Raw genomic sequence first — 13,501 nt, 5'->3', positions numbered from 1 at the left:
CCGCTGTTAAGGTAATCCGACTGGCCTCTTCGCGAGCAGGCTCGCTCCCACAGGGGATCACCGTACCTGTGGAGCGAGCCTGCTCGCGAAGCTTCTAGCGGTCAATCAAGGCGCCGGATTCGGATGATCCTTGTGAATCGCCTCGATCCCGGCCAGCACTTCATCGGACAGTTTCAGATCAAAACTGGCAATGTTGCTGTCCAGTTGCTCAAGCGTCGTCGCGCCGATGATGTTGCTGGTGACGAAGGGTTGCTGGGTCACGAAGGCCAAGGCCATTTGTGCCGGGTCCAGACCGTGTTCACGGGCCAGGGCTACGTAACGGCTGCACGCCGCCTCCGATTGCGGGTTGAAATAGCGGCTGAAGCGGCTGTAAAGGCTCAGGCGGCCTTTCGGTGGGCGAGCGCCGCCTTCGTACTTGCCGGAGAGAAAGCCGAATGCCAGCGGCGAATAGGCGAGCAAGCCGCACTGTTCGCGGGTGGCGATCTCGGCCAAGCCGACTTCGAAGCTGCGGTTGAGCAGGTTGTACGGGTTCTGGATCGACACTGCACGCGGCCAGCCACGGGCTTCGGCCAGAGCCAGAAAGCGCATGGTGCCCCACGGCGTCTCGTTGGACAGGCCGATGTGGCGGATCTTGCCGGCCTTCACCTGTTCGTCGAGGGCTTCGAGGGTGTCTTCCAGCGGCGTCAGGTTGGCTTCGATCTTGTGCTTGTAGCCCAGCTGTCCGAAAAAGTTGGTGCTGCGTTCCGGCCAGTGCAATTGATACAGATCGATGTAATCGGTCTGCAGGCGCTTGAGACTGCCGTCCAGTGCTTCGGTGATGTGCTGGCGGTTGTGGCGCAGGTTCTTGTCGCGGATGTAGTCGATGGTGTTGCCGGGGCCGGCGATCTTGCTGGCGAGGATCCAGTCGGCACGGTCACCGCGACTCTTGAAGTAATTGCCGATGTAGCGCTCGGTGGTGGCGTAGGTTTCGGCTTTCGGCGGCACCGGATACATTTCGGCGGTGTCGAGGAAATTGATCCCTGCCTTTTTGGCCCGTTCAATCTGGGCGAAGGCTTCAGCCTCAGTGTTTTGCTCGCCCCAGGTCATGGTGCCGAGGCAGATTGCACTCACGTTCAGGTCGGTACGGCCTAGCTGGCGATAGTCCATCGGGTGCTCCTTGGGCAAAACAATCATAAAAGCAGGTTGAAAAATTTTTCGCAATCTGCATAATTGCCGACCTCTTTCTGCAGTGGAAGTGATGCGCCGCCGCCGAAGAATCTTGCCGTTGAACGGACGCGCCGACCCGAGCCCCCGAAAGCGTCTGTATCCGGCTGCCTTTGACTTGTCAAAGTACGCACTATTCAGTAAGATCCGCCGTCTTATTTACAGGCGGCCCCTGAGGCTATAAAGAATGAAAACTTTTACTGCTAAACCGGAAACAGTAAAGCGCGACTGGTTTGTCGTCGACGCTGCTGGTCAGACCCTGGGTCGTCTGGCCACCGAAATCGCGAGCCGTCTGCGTGGCAAGCACAAGCCTGAGTACACTCCTCACGTTGACACCGGCGACTACATCGTCGTGATCAACGCCGAGCAGATCCGTGTTACCGGCGCTAAAACCACTGACAAAATGTACTACTCCCACTCCGGTTTCCCGGGCGGCATCAAGTCGATCAACTTTGAAAAGCTGATCGCCAAAGCCCCTGAGCGCGTGATCGAGACCGCGGTTAAAGGCATGCTGCCTAAAAACCCACTGGGTCGCGACATGTACCGTAAGCTGAAAGTCTATGCGGGCGCTGCACACCCTCATACTGCTCAGCAGCCCCAAGAACTGAAGATTTAACGGAATAGTTCATTATGTCGGCGACTCAAAATTACGGCACTGGCCGTCGCAAGACCGCAACCGCACGCGTTTTCCTGCGTCCGGGTACTGGTAACATCTCCATCAACAACCGTTCGCTGGATAACTTCTTCGGCCGCGAAACTGCCCGCATGGTAGTTCGTCAGCCGCTGGAGCTGACCGAGACTGTCGAGAAATTCGACATCTACGTCACCGTGATCGGCGGTGGTGTAAGTGGTCAGGCTGGCGCAATCCGCCACGGCATCACTCGCGCTCTGATGGACTACGACGAAACCCTGCGTAGCGCTCTGCGCAAAGCTGGCTTCGTTACCCGCGACGCCCGTGAAGTTGAACGTAAGAAAGTTGGTCTGCGTAAAGCGCGTAAGCGTCCGCAGTACTCGAAGCGTTAATTCCGCTTCCACGTTCAAAAAAGAACGCCCGCCTCCTCACGGAAGCGGGCGTTTTTTTATGCGTGCGATTTATCAAAGAATTGCGTTGTGACAACTTGCCACAGCCGTAGACCCCCTATACTCCAAGGCTTGAGGGGTTGATCCCCGGGGAATTAACCTTGTCAGAATTGGGGGTTTTCATTACCATTCGGGCAAAATTTTTATAAGTAACATTTGATTTATTTAGTAGACGCCTGATTTAACAGGCCAAAAAAGCTGATGGGAGAGGACTGAATGAGCAATGACGGCGTGAATGCAGGCCGGCGTCGCTTCCTGGTGGCAGCCACATCCGTGGTGGGTGCTGCAGGAGCGGTGGGGGCTGCGGTCCCGTTCGTGGGGTCATGGTTTCCCAGTGCCAAGGCGAAAGCTGCCGGTGCACCGGTGAAAGTGAATGTCAGCAAAATCGAGCCAGGCCAGCAGATGATTGCTGAATGGCGCGGCCAGCCGGTGTTCATTGTCCGCCGTACCGAGGAAATCCTGGGGAATCTCAAGAAGATCGAGGGTCAGCTCTCCGATCCGACCTCCAAAAACTCCACGCAACCCACTTATGTCGACCCTGAAGTACGCTCGATCAAGCCGGAAATTCTCCTGCTGATCGGGATCTGTACGCACCTGGGTTGCTCACCGACCTTCCGTCCCGAAGTGGCACCTGCGGATCTGGGCAAGGACTGGGTAGGCGGCTATTTCTGCCCGTGCCACGGTTCCCACTACGATCTGGCTGGCCGCGTCTACAAGTCGCAACCTGCGCCTTTGAACCTGCCAGTTCCCCCGCATTCCTATGAGACCGATGACCTGATTGTCATTGGCGTCGATACGGAGAAAGCGTGATGAGCAAGTTCATGGATTGGGTTGATGCGCGCTTTCCCGCGACCAAAATGTGGGAAGACCATCTCAGCAAATATTACGCACCAAAAAACTTCAACTTCTTCTATTTCTTCGGCTCGCTGGCGCTGCTGGTGCTGGTCAACCAGATCGTCACCGGCGTTTGGCTGACGATGAGCTATACGCCGTCGGCAGAAGAGGCGTTTGCTTCCGTTGAATACATCATGCGCGACGTCGAGTACGGCTCGATCCTGCGTCTGCTGCACTCGACCGGCGCCTCGGCGTTTTTCATCGTCGTCTATCTGCACATGTTCCGCGGCCTGCTTTATGGTTCGTACCAGAAACCGCGCGAGCTGGTCTGGGTGTTCGGCATGCTGATCTACCTGGCACTGATGGCCGAAGCGTTCATGGGGTATCTGCTGCCGTGGGGCCAGATGTCCTACTGGGGTGCCCAAGTGATCATCTCGCTGTTCGGTGCGATTCCGCTGATCGGCGATGACCTGACCCAGTGGATTCGTGGTGACTACCTGATCTCCGGAATCACCCTGAACCGCTTTTTCGCCTTGCACGTTGTCGCGCTGCCGATCGTGATTCTCGGTCTGGTGGTCTTGCACATTCTGGCGCTGCACGAAGTCGGTTCGAACAACCCTGATGGCGTCGATATCAAGAAGCACAAAGACGAAAACGGCATCCCCCTGGACGGCATCGCGTTCCACCCGTACTACACGGTGAAGGACATTGTCGGCGTTGTGGTGTTCCTGTTCATCTTCTGCTTCATTGTGTTCTTCTTCCCGGAAATGGGCGGCTACTTCCTCGAAAAGCCTAATTTCGAGCCGGCCAACCCGTTCAAGACGCCTGAGCATATTGCCCCGGTCTGGTACTTCACGCCGTTCTACGCAATCCTGCGTGCGGTGCCGGACAAACTCCTGGGCGTTATCGCCATGGGGGCGGCGATTGCGGTGCTGTTCGTGCTGCCTTGGCTGGATCGCAGCCCGGTGAGATCGATGCGCTACAAGGGCTGGCTGAGCAAAATCTGGCTGGTGGTGTTCTGCATCTCCTTCGTGATTCTCGGCATTCTTGGCGTTCTGGCGCCGACGCCAGGGCGCACGTTGCTGTCGCAGGTCTGCACCTTCCTGTATTTCGCCTACTTCATTCTGATGCCGTTCTACACCCGGCTCGAGAAGACCAAACCGGTTCCGGAAAGGGTGACTGGCTGATGAAAAAGTTATTTCTTGCTCTGATTTTTGCTGCGCTGCCTTCCCTGGTTTTTGCTGCCGAGGGTCATGGTCCGGAACTGGAAAGTGTCGATATCGACGTCTCCGACAAAGCCGCCCTGCAGGATGGTGCGCGGACCTTTGCCAACTATTGCATGGGTTGCCACAGTGCCAAGTTCCAGCGTTACGAGCGCGTCGCCGATGACCTCGGCATCCCGCACGAGTTGATGCTGGAGAAGCTGGTGTTCACCGGTGCCAAGATTGGCGACCACATGAACATCGGCATGCAGCCGGCCGACGCCAAGACCTGGTTCGGCGCAGCGCCGCCGGACCTGACTCTGGTAGCGCGAGTACGCGGCACCGACTGGCTGTACGGTTACCTGAAGTCGTTCTATGAAGACCCGGCGCGTCCATGGGGCGTGAACAACAAGGTCTTCCCGAACGTCGGCATGCCTAACGTGCTGGTCGGCCTGCAAGGTCGTCAGGTCGTCGGCTGCAAACAGGTGCAGATCGTCGAAGACGGCAAGAAGCAATACGATCCGCTGACCGGCACGCCGCTGACCCATGAAGCGTGCGATCAGTTGACCATCGTGCCGAAGTCCGGTGCTCTGAACGAAGAGCAGTTCGATGAGAAGGTCAAGAATCTGGTAACCTTCCTGGCTTACTCGGCTAACCCGGTTAAGCTGCAACATCAGCGCATCGGTACTTATGTCTTGCTGTACCTGGCGTTCTTCTTTGTGTTCGCCTACCTGCTCAAGCGTGAATACTGGAAAGACGTGCACTGATACGCTTCAAGCATTGCTGTTAATCGCGCGCGCCCAAGGGCGCCTCCGCTAAAGCAGGATCTGCTCAGTCAGACCCTGCGGGAGGTGCCCTCTGGGCGCGCGCGTTTTTCCGGTTCCGACAAATTCAACAAGCGAGGAGGATCGCCATGGGCGTGACCAATCGGTTGGCCTGTTACTCCGACCCCGCCGACCACTATTCCCACCGAGTGCGCATCGTGCTTGCAGAGAAGGGTGTCAGCGCCGAAATCATTTACGTGGAAGCGGGCCGCCAGCCGCCTAAACTGATTGAGGTGAACCCTTACGGCAGTCTGCCGACGCTGGTCGATCGTGACCTGGCGTTGTGGGAGTCGACCGTGGTGATGGAGTATCTGGATGAGCGTTACCCGCACCCGCCGCTGATGCCGGTTTATCCGGTGGCGCGGGCCAACAGCCGTCTGCTGATCCACAGGATTCAGCGTGACTGGTGCGGGCTGGTGGATCTGATTCTGGATCCCAAGAGCAAAGAGGCCGCACGGGTCGTGGCGCGCAAGGAATTGCGCGAAAGCCTGACCGGCGTTTCGCCGCTGTTCGCCGACAAGCCGTTCTTCCTCAGTGAGGAACAAAGTCTGGTGGATTGCTGCCTATTACCCATACTCTGGCGTTTGCCGATTCTGGGTATTGAACTGCCGCGGCCGGCCAAGCCGCTGCTTGATTATATGGAGCGCCAGTTTGCGCGTGAGGCTTTCCAGGCGAGTCTGTCTGGTGTCGAACGCGATATGCGCTAAGGCTTAAGGAGCCGCTATGAACTCCAGTCGACCTTATCTGGTCCGCGCGCTCTACGAGTGGATTGTGGATAACGATTGCACCCCGCACATGCTGGTCAACTCCGAGTACCCGGCGGTGCAGGTGCCACAGGGTTTTGCCAGTGACGGCCAGATCGTCCTGAACATCTCGCCGAGTGCCGTGCGTCATCTGCACATGGATAACGACGTGGTGACGTTCGAAGGCCGCTTCGGCGGTGTTCCGCACAGTCTCTACGTGCCGATCAGCGCGATCCTGGGCATTTATGCGCGTGAGAACGGCCAGGGAATGGTGTTTGACCTCGAGTTGCCGATGGACGACGAGGAAGACATCGATCCGGATGACGACTCGCCGCCACCGGGCAGCGAGCCGCCACGCCCGAGTGGCCGGCCAAGCTTGAAGGTTGTGAAATAAAAAAAGGCGATCCGGATGGATCGCCTTTTTTGTGTCTGCCTTTTACGGTCAGTCGATGTATTCGAACAGCTTCACAATCTTCTGCACACCAGACACACCCTGAACCAGATTGGTTGCCTGAGTGGCTTCCTGTTTGGTCAGCAGGCCCAGCAGGTAGACGATGCCGTTCTCGGTCACGACTTTGATGCGCGAGCCAGGAATGCTGGCGTCGGTGAGCATCTGGGTCTTGATCTTGGTGGTCAGCCACGCGTCGTTCTGGCGCGCGAGCAGGGAGGACGGTTGCAGCACTTGCAGCTCGTTGTGCACCTTCTTTACGCGCTGGACGTTGGCGGCGGCCTGTTCGGCTTTGGCCTTGAGGTCTTCGCGCGGAGTCTGGCCGGCGAGCAGGACGACGCCGTTGAAGCTGGTGATGACAATGTGCGAGTCGTTGTCCAGTGCCGGATCGGCCTTGGCGATGTTCACGCCTGCTTTGGTTTCGATCAGCGAGTCGTCGATCTTGCTGCCGAAGGTGCGCGTGCCGCGGTCGTCTTCGATCGGCGCTTCACGGCTGGCGTTCACCACCGAGGTGCAGCCGCTGATGCCGAGGCACAGGGTCAAGGCCAGAAGGCCAAGGCGATTAGGGGTCATTCTTCACTCCCGAACAGTTGGCTGTCGATCAGATCGCAAAGGCAATGGATCGCCAGCAAGTGGACTTCCTGAATACGTGCAGTGACGTTGGCCGGTACGCGAATCTCGACGTCCTCGGGCAACAGCAGCGACGCCATGCCGCCGCCATCGCGTCCGGTCAAAGCTACGACAATCATTTCGCGATCATGTGCGGCCTGGATCGCTTGAATAATGTTCGCCGAGTTGCCGCTGGTCGAAATCGCCAGCAACACATCGCCCGGCTGGCCGAGCGCGCGGATCTGCTTGGAGAACACTTCGTTGTAGCTGTAATCGTTGGCGATCGAGGTGATCGTCGAAGTGTCGGTGGTCAGCGCAATCGCCGGCAGGCTCGGACGCTCGCGCTCGAAGCGGTTGAGCAGCTCCGAAGAAAAATGCTGGGCATCGCCGGCCGAGCCACCGTTGCCGCACGAGAGCATTTTGCCTTCGTTGAGCAGGGCGTTGACCATGATCTGGCTGGCTTGCTCGATGTGCGGTGCAAGTACGTCCATCGCCTGTTGCTTGGTGTCGATACTGGCCTGGAAAAGCTGGCGAATTCGGGATTGCATGTCCATCTGTGTGACCTTAAGTGGCGCGGCTGTTCGGCACGTGAATGTGCAGCCGGCAAAGCAAAGAGCAAAATGTGTCGGACGAAAACAGGGCAGGGTGCAGGCGATCAACTGTCGAAAGCATTCTGCAACCAGTTCAGCTGATTCGGGTGGCTATCGATCGCCACCACATCGAAGCGGCAGGGGGAATTGGCCCAACGCGACTCGCGCTGAAGAAAATACTGTGCCGCAAAGATCAGTTTCTGCTGCTTGCGCTCGTCGATACTGGCGAGCGCGCCACCCCATTGGGTGTTTTTTCTGTAGCGAACTTCAACGAATACTACTGTATCGCCATCAAGCATGACCAGATCAAGCTCGCCGCGTTTGCATAACCAGTTCTGCGCCAGCAGGCGCAGACCTTGTTGTTGCAGATGTTCGAGCGCCTGGCGCTCGGCATCCTTGCCGCTTTGCGAGCGTGACCTGTCGGGCATTAGCGCGGTGTGTCCGGCAGGCGCTGCACCTGACCACTGACGAACTGTGCCCATGGCAACTGGCGCACTACGCGCTGGGTCTGGGTCATGCCGAGGCTGCCCGACTGACCTTCGATGCGGCTGTCCGGCAGGGCCTTGAGTTGGCCAAGGCGCGGTGCCAGGCGATAGGCGTCGGCGCCCATGGCGTACAGGCGACCGAGGCTGCCATTGGCTTGCGGCCATTGCGCAGCTACTTGCTGGCGCAGCGGATCGCTGGTTTCCAGCAACCATGGGGTTTCGCAGAAGCGAATGCCGTTCATGTCGTTGTACTGGTTGACGTCGCCGCTGGCGCTGTACACGTGGGAAGTCGCGTAGACCGGCACGTCACCGGCGTACTGGAAGTTCAGGGTCGGCTTGATCTGCTGGGCCTGTTGCGGCGTGGCGGCCAAGAAGATGAATTCGATGTCCTGGCGACGCGAAGGCTGGGCGGCGACATTGGTGCCGGCAACATTCTGCAGGCTCTTGGCGCGAGCTTCGCTCTGACGCAGTTGGAACATATCGGCGATCTGCTGGGCCAGTTGCACCGGCTGATCGACACGTTCGGTGGCAACGATGCTGCCGCCATTGGCTTGCCAGTCCTGGCTGAAGGCACGCAGGACGCGATCGCCCCATTCGCCCTTCGGCACCATGATCGCGGCGCGATGCAGGCCATCGGCACGGGCGCGACGGGAGACTTCGCGAGCTTCATCTTCAGCAGCGAGGCCGAACTGGAACAGTTGCGCCGGGCCTTGCTCGCCTTCGCTGTAGTTCAGCGCCAGGGTCGTGATCGGCAGTTGCGGGCGAGTGCTCAGTTGCTTGACCAGTGGTTTTTCCAGCGGGCCGACTACCAGTTGCACGCCGTCCGCCTGGGCCTTGCGATAGAACTCGTCCATCGAGGTCAGCTTCGAGCTGTCGTAGAACTCGATGGCAGGCGGGTTCTGGCCGGCCTGTTGCGCCTGATAATGCGCGGCCATGAAGCCTTCACGCAGCGCTTTGCCGACCGACGCCAACTGGCCGTCCTGGGGCAGCAGCAGGGCGATTTTGCTCAGTGGCTGGCTGGCCAGTTCCTTGAGTTTGGTCAGCGGCAGCGGCAGGTTGATCGCCGCCGGGTGCTTTGGATTCTGCGCACGCCAGTTGTCGATCGCGGCCTGTTGCTGTTCCAGCGTGCCTGCGGTTTTCACCGCTTGCGCCAGTGCCATCCAACCGCCGAGATCGTCGGTGTTGTTCGGTTGCAATTGATCGGTTGGCAGCGACGCGATCAGGGTCCAGATCGCTTCGTGATTCTTGCTCGCCGCTTCGCCTTCCAGCATCGGTGCAATGAACACACGCTCACGGGCAGCGGCCAGCGTCTGGCCATCGGCTTCAAGGGCGCGGGCGTGAACAGTGCCAGCGCGCACTTGCTGCTCTTCCGGCATTTCGCTGAGCTTCTGGAAGCTTGGATGGCTCAGGGCAGTCAGCGCAGCTTTCGGCTGATTGCGCGTCATGGCCAGTTCGGCGGACAGCGTATTGGCGAAAATCTGCTGGCCTGGCTTGAGTTGCTCCACCGGCACTTGTTGCAGGATTTGCGCGGACTGGCCGGCATTGCCTTGGCGATAAGCCTGGTCTGCTGCGCTCAGGCGCAGCAGGGCGGCTTGTTCCGGGGTTTTAGCCTGGGCGGCCTGTTCGAGCAGTTGCTCGATGCTGGCGTCCGGAGTCCGTGGAAGTTCGCCAAGGCTGGAGGAAGGGGAGCTGGCACACGCGGCCAACAAGGCAGCGAGGCAGAGGGCAGTGAGCAGCCGCAGGCAAGCGATCATGTAAGTGTTCCTGATACTCGATCAAATTAGCGTGGAATTGTACCCAAGCACTGGCCGGGGCGCGATGTTACTGGCGTGAATCGGTCAATTTAGCTGGAGTAAATGTTGCGGCAACGCACAACCGGGCGAAAAACCGCACTCGGCCGGAGCGCATCGCAAGCCTCATGACGCGCTACAATGGCCGCTTTTACCGATCACGAGGTGTGCGCTTTGACTGCTCCAGGTCCTTTGAATTCCGCTGCTGGCTCGCTTTATGTGGTGGCGACGCCCATCGGCAACCTGGACGACATCAGCGCCCGGGCCTTGAAGATCCTCCGTGAAGTGGCACTGATTGCAGCGGAAGACACGCGGCATTCGGCGCGCCTGATGCAGCACTTCGGTATCGGTACGCCGCTGGCCGCATGTCACGAACACAACGAACGGGATGAGGGTAGCCGCTTTATTACCCGGTTGCTGGCGGGCGACAACGTCGCGCTGATCTCTGATGCCGGCACGCCGCTGATTTCCGATCCGGGTTATCACCTGGTGCGTCAGGCCCGTGCGGCCGGCATCAATGTGGTGCCGGTGCCGGGTGCCTGCGCGTTGATCGCAGCGCTGTCGGCGGCGGGCTTGCCGTCCGACCGTTTTATCTTCGAAGGTTTCCTGCCGGCCAAGTCGGTCGGGCGCAAGGCGCGTCTGGAAGCAGTCAAAGAAGAGCCACGCACCCTGATTTTCTATGAGGCGCCGCATCGCATTCTCGAATGCCTGCAGGATATGGAAGCGGTGTTTGGCGGCGAGCGTCAGGCTCTGCTGGCGCGGGAAATCACCAAAACCTTCGAAACCCTCAAAGGCCTGCCGCTCAGCGAACTGCGTGCGTTCGTCGAGTCCGACAGCAATCAGCAGCGCGGCGAGTGCGTGGTGCTGGTGGCTGGCTGGACCGCGCCGGAGTCGGAAGACGCGGTCAGCAGCGAAGCCATGCGCATCCTCGATCTCTTGCTCGAAGAAATGCCGCTCAAGCGCGCCGCCGCACTGGCAGCACAAATCACTGGCGAGCGCAAAAACGTGCTGTATCAGGTCGCGCTGGATAAACAGAAAGGCGTGTAAGCCGTCGCCCATGGCGTTCCTGAGGGTTTTAGCGCTTGTTCTTCCGGCGCTCTGCCGTTAACCTTCGCGGCGGAGAGTCGATCGGACAGTCGCTGCCCTCTATGAAAATTAGGGGGGGGAGGAAAGTCCGGGCTCCATAGGGCGAAGTGCCAGGTAATGCCTGGGAGGCGTGAGCCTACGGAAAGTGCCACAGAAAATAACCGCCTAAGCGCGCAAGCGCCGGTAAGGGTGAAAAGGTGCGGTAAGAGCGCACCGCACGTCTGGCAACAGTTCGTGGCTAGGTAAACCCCACTTGGAGCAAGACCAAATAGGGTCCCAAGGCGTGGCCCGCGCTGGGACCGGGTAGGTTGCTAAAGATGTCCAGTGATGGCCATCGTAGACGAATGACTGTTCAAGACAGAACCCGGCTTACAGATCGACTCTCCACCTTTTTCTTTCCCTGCTTGAAACAAAGAAGACGCGGCTGTGTAATATCAGCCGGCCTGGTCTGAAACTCCGGCAGCGGCAAACGCGGTAATAGCCTTTTCCCACCCTGCTTCAATCAACAGCCGAAGCGCCTTTGTAATACCGAAAAAATCTTACTCTTAACAAACTACTTTAACTTTCGAGCGCAGCTTTCAGTGCTGCATCAAGTTATTGGTCGAAACTTCACGTCAGATTCTCGTTGCGCCTCCTTTTACGCCGCTAAATCTCCGTTCTGTAAGGCTTTTCCTTTAATCCGCGCCTTGACGGTGTGGTGGGCGCATTCCTATAGTGTGCGCAAGTGGCGGAAAGTGGCATGAAGTGGGTTTTTTGAGCTCAAAACGATAAAAATTGGAGAAACGCTGACGTGTTTCGCGGAGCTAACGCTATCAGTCTCGATGCAAAGGGCCGTCTCGCCATGCCGAGCCGGTACCGTGACGAGCTCGATTCGCGCAGTTCCGGTCAATTGATCGTGACCATTGATGCCGTTGATCCGTGCCTGTGTGTCTATCCACTCGATGAGTGGGAAATTATTGAAACCAAGTTGCGCGCACTCCCTTCGCTTCGCGAAGAGAACCGTCGCCTGCAACGTTTATTGATTGGTAATGCCGTCGACCTCGAACTCGATGGCAGTGGTCGTTTCCTGGTTCCGCCGCGTTTGCGCGAATACGCCAAGCTCGATAAGCGCGCGATGCTGGTCGGCCAACTGAACAAGTTCCAATTGTGGGACGAGGATGCATGGAACGCGGTGTCTGCCGCTGACCTTGCTGCTATTCAACAACCGGGCGCGATGCCTGATGAACTGCGTGATTTGATCCTGTGACTATTGATAGCGGCTTTAACCACATCACCGTACTGCTTGACGAAGCCGTCGAGGCTCTCGCCGTACGTCCTGATGGCTGCTATCTGGACGGCACGTTCGGGCGCGGCGGGCACAGTCGGTTGATCCTCAGCCAGCTCGGGCCGGACGGTCGGCTCATCGGATTCGACAAGGATCCTCAAGCGATTGCCACCGGGCAAACGCTAGCGGCCGAAGACGGCCGCTTTGTCGTTGTGCAGCGTAGCTTTGCCGAGCTCGGTTCGGTGGTTGCCGAGCAAGGCCTGACCGGCAAGGTCAGCGGCATTCTGCTCGACCTCGGCGTGTCGTCGCCGCAGCTCGATGATGCCGAGCGCGGCTTCAGTTTCCTCAATGACGGGCCGCTGGACATGCGCATGGACCCGTCCCGTGGCATCAGCGCTGCCGAATTCGTCAACACCGCGCCGGTGGAAGAAATCGCCCGGGTGTTCAAGGAATACGGCGAAGAACGTTTCTCCGGGCGTATGGCCCGTGCCGTCGCCGAGCGTCGTGACATCAAGCCGTTCGAGCGCACCGCCGATCTGGCCGAAGTGCTGAAAGTCGCCAACCCGGCGTGGGAAAAGGGCAAGAACCCGGCTACCCGCGCGTTCCAGGGTTTGCGCATTCACGTCAATAACGAACTCGGCGATCTGGAAGCCGGCCTCGACGCCGCGCTTCAAGCGCTGGAAGTTGGCGGCCGTCTGGTGGTCATCAGCTTCCACTCGCTGGAAGACCGCATCGTCAAACTGTTCATGCGCAAGCTGGTGAAAGGCGAGGCCGACAACCTGCCGCGCAACCTGCCGGTTCGCCACGTCGCCTTCGAACCGAAAATCAAAATCCACGGCAAAGCGCAGACGGCCTCCGACGCCGAACTCAAAGCCAACCCACGTTCCCGTAGCGCCGTCATGCGTGTCGCGGAGAAGTTGCGGTGAGCAAGCTTTTCGCCAAACCACTGCCCGGCGGCAGCTTTCTGATGCTGCTGCTGTTTATCGGCGTGCTGTTTTCGGCCATTGCCGTGTCGTACAGCGCGCACTGGAACCGGCAGTTGCTCAACACCCTTTATAACGAACTCAGCGTGCGCGACAAGGCGCAGGCCGAGTGGGGACGCTTGATTCTCGAGCAGAGCACCTGGACCGCGCACAGCCGCATCGAAGTGCTAGCCACCGAACAACTGAAAATGCACATCCCTGGCGCGGCTGACGTGAAGATGGTGGCGCCATGATGAAACTCGAAGGCGCACTGTTCCCATGGCGCTTCCGCCTGATGGTGGCGCTGCTCGGCCTGATGGTCGCGGCGATCTGCTGGCGGATCATCGACCTGCAAGTGGTCGACCGTGACTTCCTCAAGGG

16 protein-coding genes and 1 other RNA gene are annotated in these 13,501 nt (G+C 58.9%); 12 read left to right on the top strand and 5 right to left on the bottom strand.

From position 1 onward, the window contains the following. Nucleotides 1-105 precede the first annotated feature (105 nt). Nucleotides 106-1,146: an NADP(H)-dependent aldo-keto reductase gene (locus tag OC605_RS03120; protein WP_262136282.1), complete on the bottom strand. Its 1,041-nt coding sequence runs from the start codon at nucleotides 1,144-1,146 to the stop codon at nucleotides 106-108. Between the two features lie 244 nt (nucleotides 1,147-1,390). Between OC605_RS03120 and rplM the strand changes: the two genes are divergently transcribed. From rplM to OC605_RS03085, 7 genes are all read left to right on the top strand, one after another. After that, nucleotides 1,391-1,819, top strand: a complete 429-nt coding sequence (gene rplM, locus OC605_RS03115; protein ID WP_003228062.1) for a 50S ribosomal protein L13 — start codon at nucleotides 1,391-1,393, stop codon at nucleotides 1,817-1,819. A 14-nt stretch (nucleotides 1,820-1,833) separates the two neighbouring features. Continuing rightward, complete coding sequence (gene rpsI / locus OC605_RS03110; RefSeq protein ID WP_003228056.1) at nucleotides 1,834-2,226, top strand: 30S ribosomal protein S9; 393 nt, start codon at nucleotides 1,834-1,836, stop codon at nucleotides 2,224-2,226. Nucleotides 2,227-2,499: 273 nt separating this feature from the next. Then, the gene (petA, locus tag OC605_RS03105; RefSeq protein ID WP_007917031.1) at nucleotides 2,500-3,093 is read left to right on the top strand and encodes a ubiquinol-cytochrome c reductase iron-sulfur subunit; all 594 of its coding nucleotides are present in this window, start codon (nucleotides 2,500-2,502) and stop codon (nucleotides 3,091-3,093) included. Continuing rightward, a complete protein-coding gene (locus tag OC605_RS03100) occupies nucleotides 3,093-4,304 on the top strand; it encodes a cytochrome b (RefSeq protein WP_024014252.1) in 1,212 nt (403 codons plus the stop codon). Before petA ends, OC605_RS03100 begins: the two co-directional genes overlap by 1 nt. Beyond that, nucleotides 4,304-5,086 (top strand): cytochrome c1, encoded by a 783-nt coding sequence (locus tag OC605_RS03095; protein WP_024014251.1) that lies wholly within the window; start codon nucleotides 4,304-4,306, stop codon nucleotides 5,084-5,086. Before OC605_RS03100 ends, OC605_RS03095 begins: the two co-directional genes overlap by 1 nt. A gap of 146 nt (nucleotides 5,087-5,232) precedes the next feature. Continuing rightward, complete coding sequence (locus tag OC605_RS03090) at nucleotides 5,233-5,850, top strand: glutathione S-transferase N-terminal domain-containing protein (RefSeq protein WP_007961620.1); 618 nt, start codon at nucleotides 5,233-5,235, stop codon at nucleotides 5,848-5,850. Between the two features lie 16 nt (nucleotides 5,851-5,866). Then, complete coding sequence (locus OC605_RS03085) at nucleotides 5,867-6,280, top strand: ClpXP protease specificity-enhancing factor (protein ID WP_016773263.1); 414 nt, start codon at nucleotides 5,867-5,869, stop codon at nucleotides 6,278-6,280. A 48-nt stretch (nucleotides 6,281-6,328) separates the two neighbouring features. Here the strand turns inward: OC605_RS03085 and OC605_RS03080 are convergent, their stop codons facing one another. The 4 genes from OC605_RS03080 to OC605_RS03065 form a co-directional block, all read right to left on the bottom strand. Continuing rightward, complete coding sequence (locus tag OC605_RS03080) at nucleotides 6,329-6,907, bottom strand: BON domain-containing protein (RefSeq protein WP_024014250.1); 579 nt, start codon at nucleotides 6,905-6,907, stop codon at nucleotides 6,329-6,331. Further along, nucleotides 6,904-7,497 (bottom strand): phosphoheptose isomerase, encoded by a 594-nt coding sequence (locus OC605_RS03075; RefSeq protein ID WP_008082788.1) that lies wholly within the window; start codon nucleotides 7,495-7,497, stop codon nucleotides 6,904-6,906. The genes OC605_RS03080 and OC605_RS03075 overlap by 4 nt, the downstream gene beginning before the upstream one ends. Nucleotides 7,498-7,598: 101 nt before the next feature. Then, the gene (locus OC605_RS03070) at nucleotides 7,599-7,961 is read right to left on the bottom strand and encodes a YraN family protein (RefSeq protein ID WP_016773265.1); all 363 of its coding nucleotides are present in this window, start codon (nucleotides 7,959-7,961) and stop codon (nucleotides 7,599-7,601) included. Then, nucleotides 7,961-9,772, bottom strand: coding sequence for a penicillin-binding protein activator (locus OC605_RS03065; protein ID WP_262136281.1), 1,812 nt, complete (start codon nucleotides 9,770-9,772; stop codon nucleotides 7,961-7,963). Before OC605_RS03065 ends, OC605_RS03070 begins: the two co-directional genes overlap by 1 nt. A 177-nt stretch (nucleotides 9,773-9,949) precedes the next feature. On the opposite strand from OC605_RS03065, the gene rsmI reads away from it, so the two are divergent. The 5 genes from rsmI (at nucleotide 9,950) to ftsL (ending at nucleotide 13,374) form a co-directional block, all read left to right on the top strand. Further along, on the top strand, nucleotides 9,950-10,855 hold the full coding sequence (gene rsmI, locus OC605_RS03060) for a 16S rRNA (cytidine(1402)-2'-O)-methyltransferase (protein ID WP_016773267.1): 906 nt from the start codon (nucleotides 9,950-9,952) through the stop codon (nucleotides 10,853-10,855). Nucleotides 10,856-10,928: 73 nt separating this feature from the next. Then, nucleotides 10,929-11,282: RNase P RNA component class A (gene rnpB, locus OC605_RS03055), an RNA gene on the top strand. Between the two features lie 402 nt (nucleotides 11,283-11,684). Beyond that, the gene (gene mraZ / locus OC605_RS03050; RefSeq protein ID WP_007917012.1) at nucleotides 11,685-12,140 is read left to right on the top strand and encodes a division/cell wall cluster transcriptional repressor MraZ; all 456 of its coding nucleotides are present in this window, start codon (nucleotides 11,685-11,687) and stop codon (nucleotides 12,138-12,140) included. Continuing rightward, on the top strand, nucleotides 12,137-13,084 hold the full coding sequence (gene rsmH, locus OC605_RS03045) for a 16S rRNA (cytosine(1402)-N(4))-methyltransferase RsmH (protein WP_016773268.1): 948 nt from the start codon (nucleotides 12,137-12,139) through the stop codon (nucleotides 13,082-13,084). The genes mraZ and rsmH overlap by 4 nt, the downstream gene beginning before the upstream one ends. Next, nucleotides 13,081-13,374 carry a cell division protein FtsL gene (ftsL, locus tag OC605_RS03040; protein WP_016773269.1) on the top strand — a complete coding sequence of 98 codons (294 nt, stop codon included), beginning with the start codon at nucleotides 13,081-13,083 and terminating at the stop codon, nucleotides 13,372-13,374. The genes rsmH and ftsL overlap by 4 nt, the downstream gene beginning before the upstream one ends. Nucleotides 13,375-13,501: the final 127 nt, after the last annotated feature.

This window comes from Pseudomonas sp. Marseille-Q5117 (genome assembly GCF_946901175.1).
GTDB lineage: Bacteria > Pseudomonadota > Gammaproteobacteria > Pseudomonadales > Pseudomonadaceae > Aquipseudomonas > Aquipseudomonas iranensis.
Note: the sequence above shows the minus strand (reverse complement) of the source record. Positions and strands in the feature narration are given on the sequence as shown.

Coding starts and splice junctions, on each gene's coding strand:
- rsmI (WP_016773267.1), top strand. CDS start 9,950: ATGGCCGCTTTTACCGATCACGAGGTGTGCGCTTTGACTGCTCCAGGT.
- OC605_RS03065 (WP_262136281.1), bottom strand. CDS start 9,772: ATGATCGCTTGCCTGCGGCTGCTCACTGCCCTCTGCCTCGCTGCCTTG.
- OC605_RS03085 (WP_016773263.1), top strand. CDS start 5,867: ATGAACTCCAGTCGACCTTATCTGGTCCGCGCGCTCTACGAGTGGATT.
- OC605_RS03070 (WP_016773265.1), bottom strand. CDS start 7,961: ATGCCCGACAGGTCACGCTCGCAAAGCGGCAAGGATGCCGAGCGCCAG.
- petA (WP_007917031.1), top strand. CDS start 2,500: ATGAGCAATGACGGCGTGAATGCAGGCCGGCGTCGCTTCCTGGTGGCA.
- OC605_RS03075 (WP_008082788.1), bottom strand. CDS start 7,497: ATGGACATGCAATCCCGAATTCGCCAGCTTTTCCAGGCCAGTATCGAC.
- OC605_RS03095 (WP_024014251.1), top strand. CDS start 4,304: ATGAAAAAGTTATTTCTTGCTCTGATTTTTGCTGCGCTGCCTTCCCTG.
- OC605_RS03100 (WP_024014252.1), top strand. CDS start 3,093: ATGAGCAAGTTCATGGATTGGGTTGATGCGCGCTTTCCCGCGACCAAA.
- rpsI (WP_003228056.1), top strand. CDS start 1,834: ATGTCGGCGACTCAAAATTACGGCACTGGCCGTCGCAAGACCGCAACC.
- OC605_RS03120 (WP_262136282.1), bottom strand. CDS start 1,146: ATGGACTATCGCCAGCTAGGCCGTACCGACCTGAACGTGAGTGCAATC.
- OC605_RS03090 (WP_007961620.1), top strand. CDS start 5,233: ATGGGCGTGACCAATCGGTTGGCCTGTTACTCCGACCCCGCCGACCAC.
- OC605_RS03080 (WP_024014250.1), bottom strand. CDS start 6,907: ATGACCCCTAATCGCCTTGGCCTTCTGGCCTTGACCCTGTGCCTCGGC.
- rplM (WP_003228062.1), top strand. CDS start 1,391: ATGAAAACTTTTACTGCTAAACCGGAAACAGTAAAGCGCGACTGGTTT.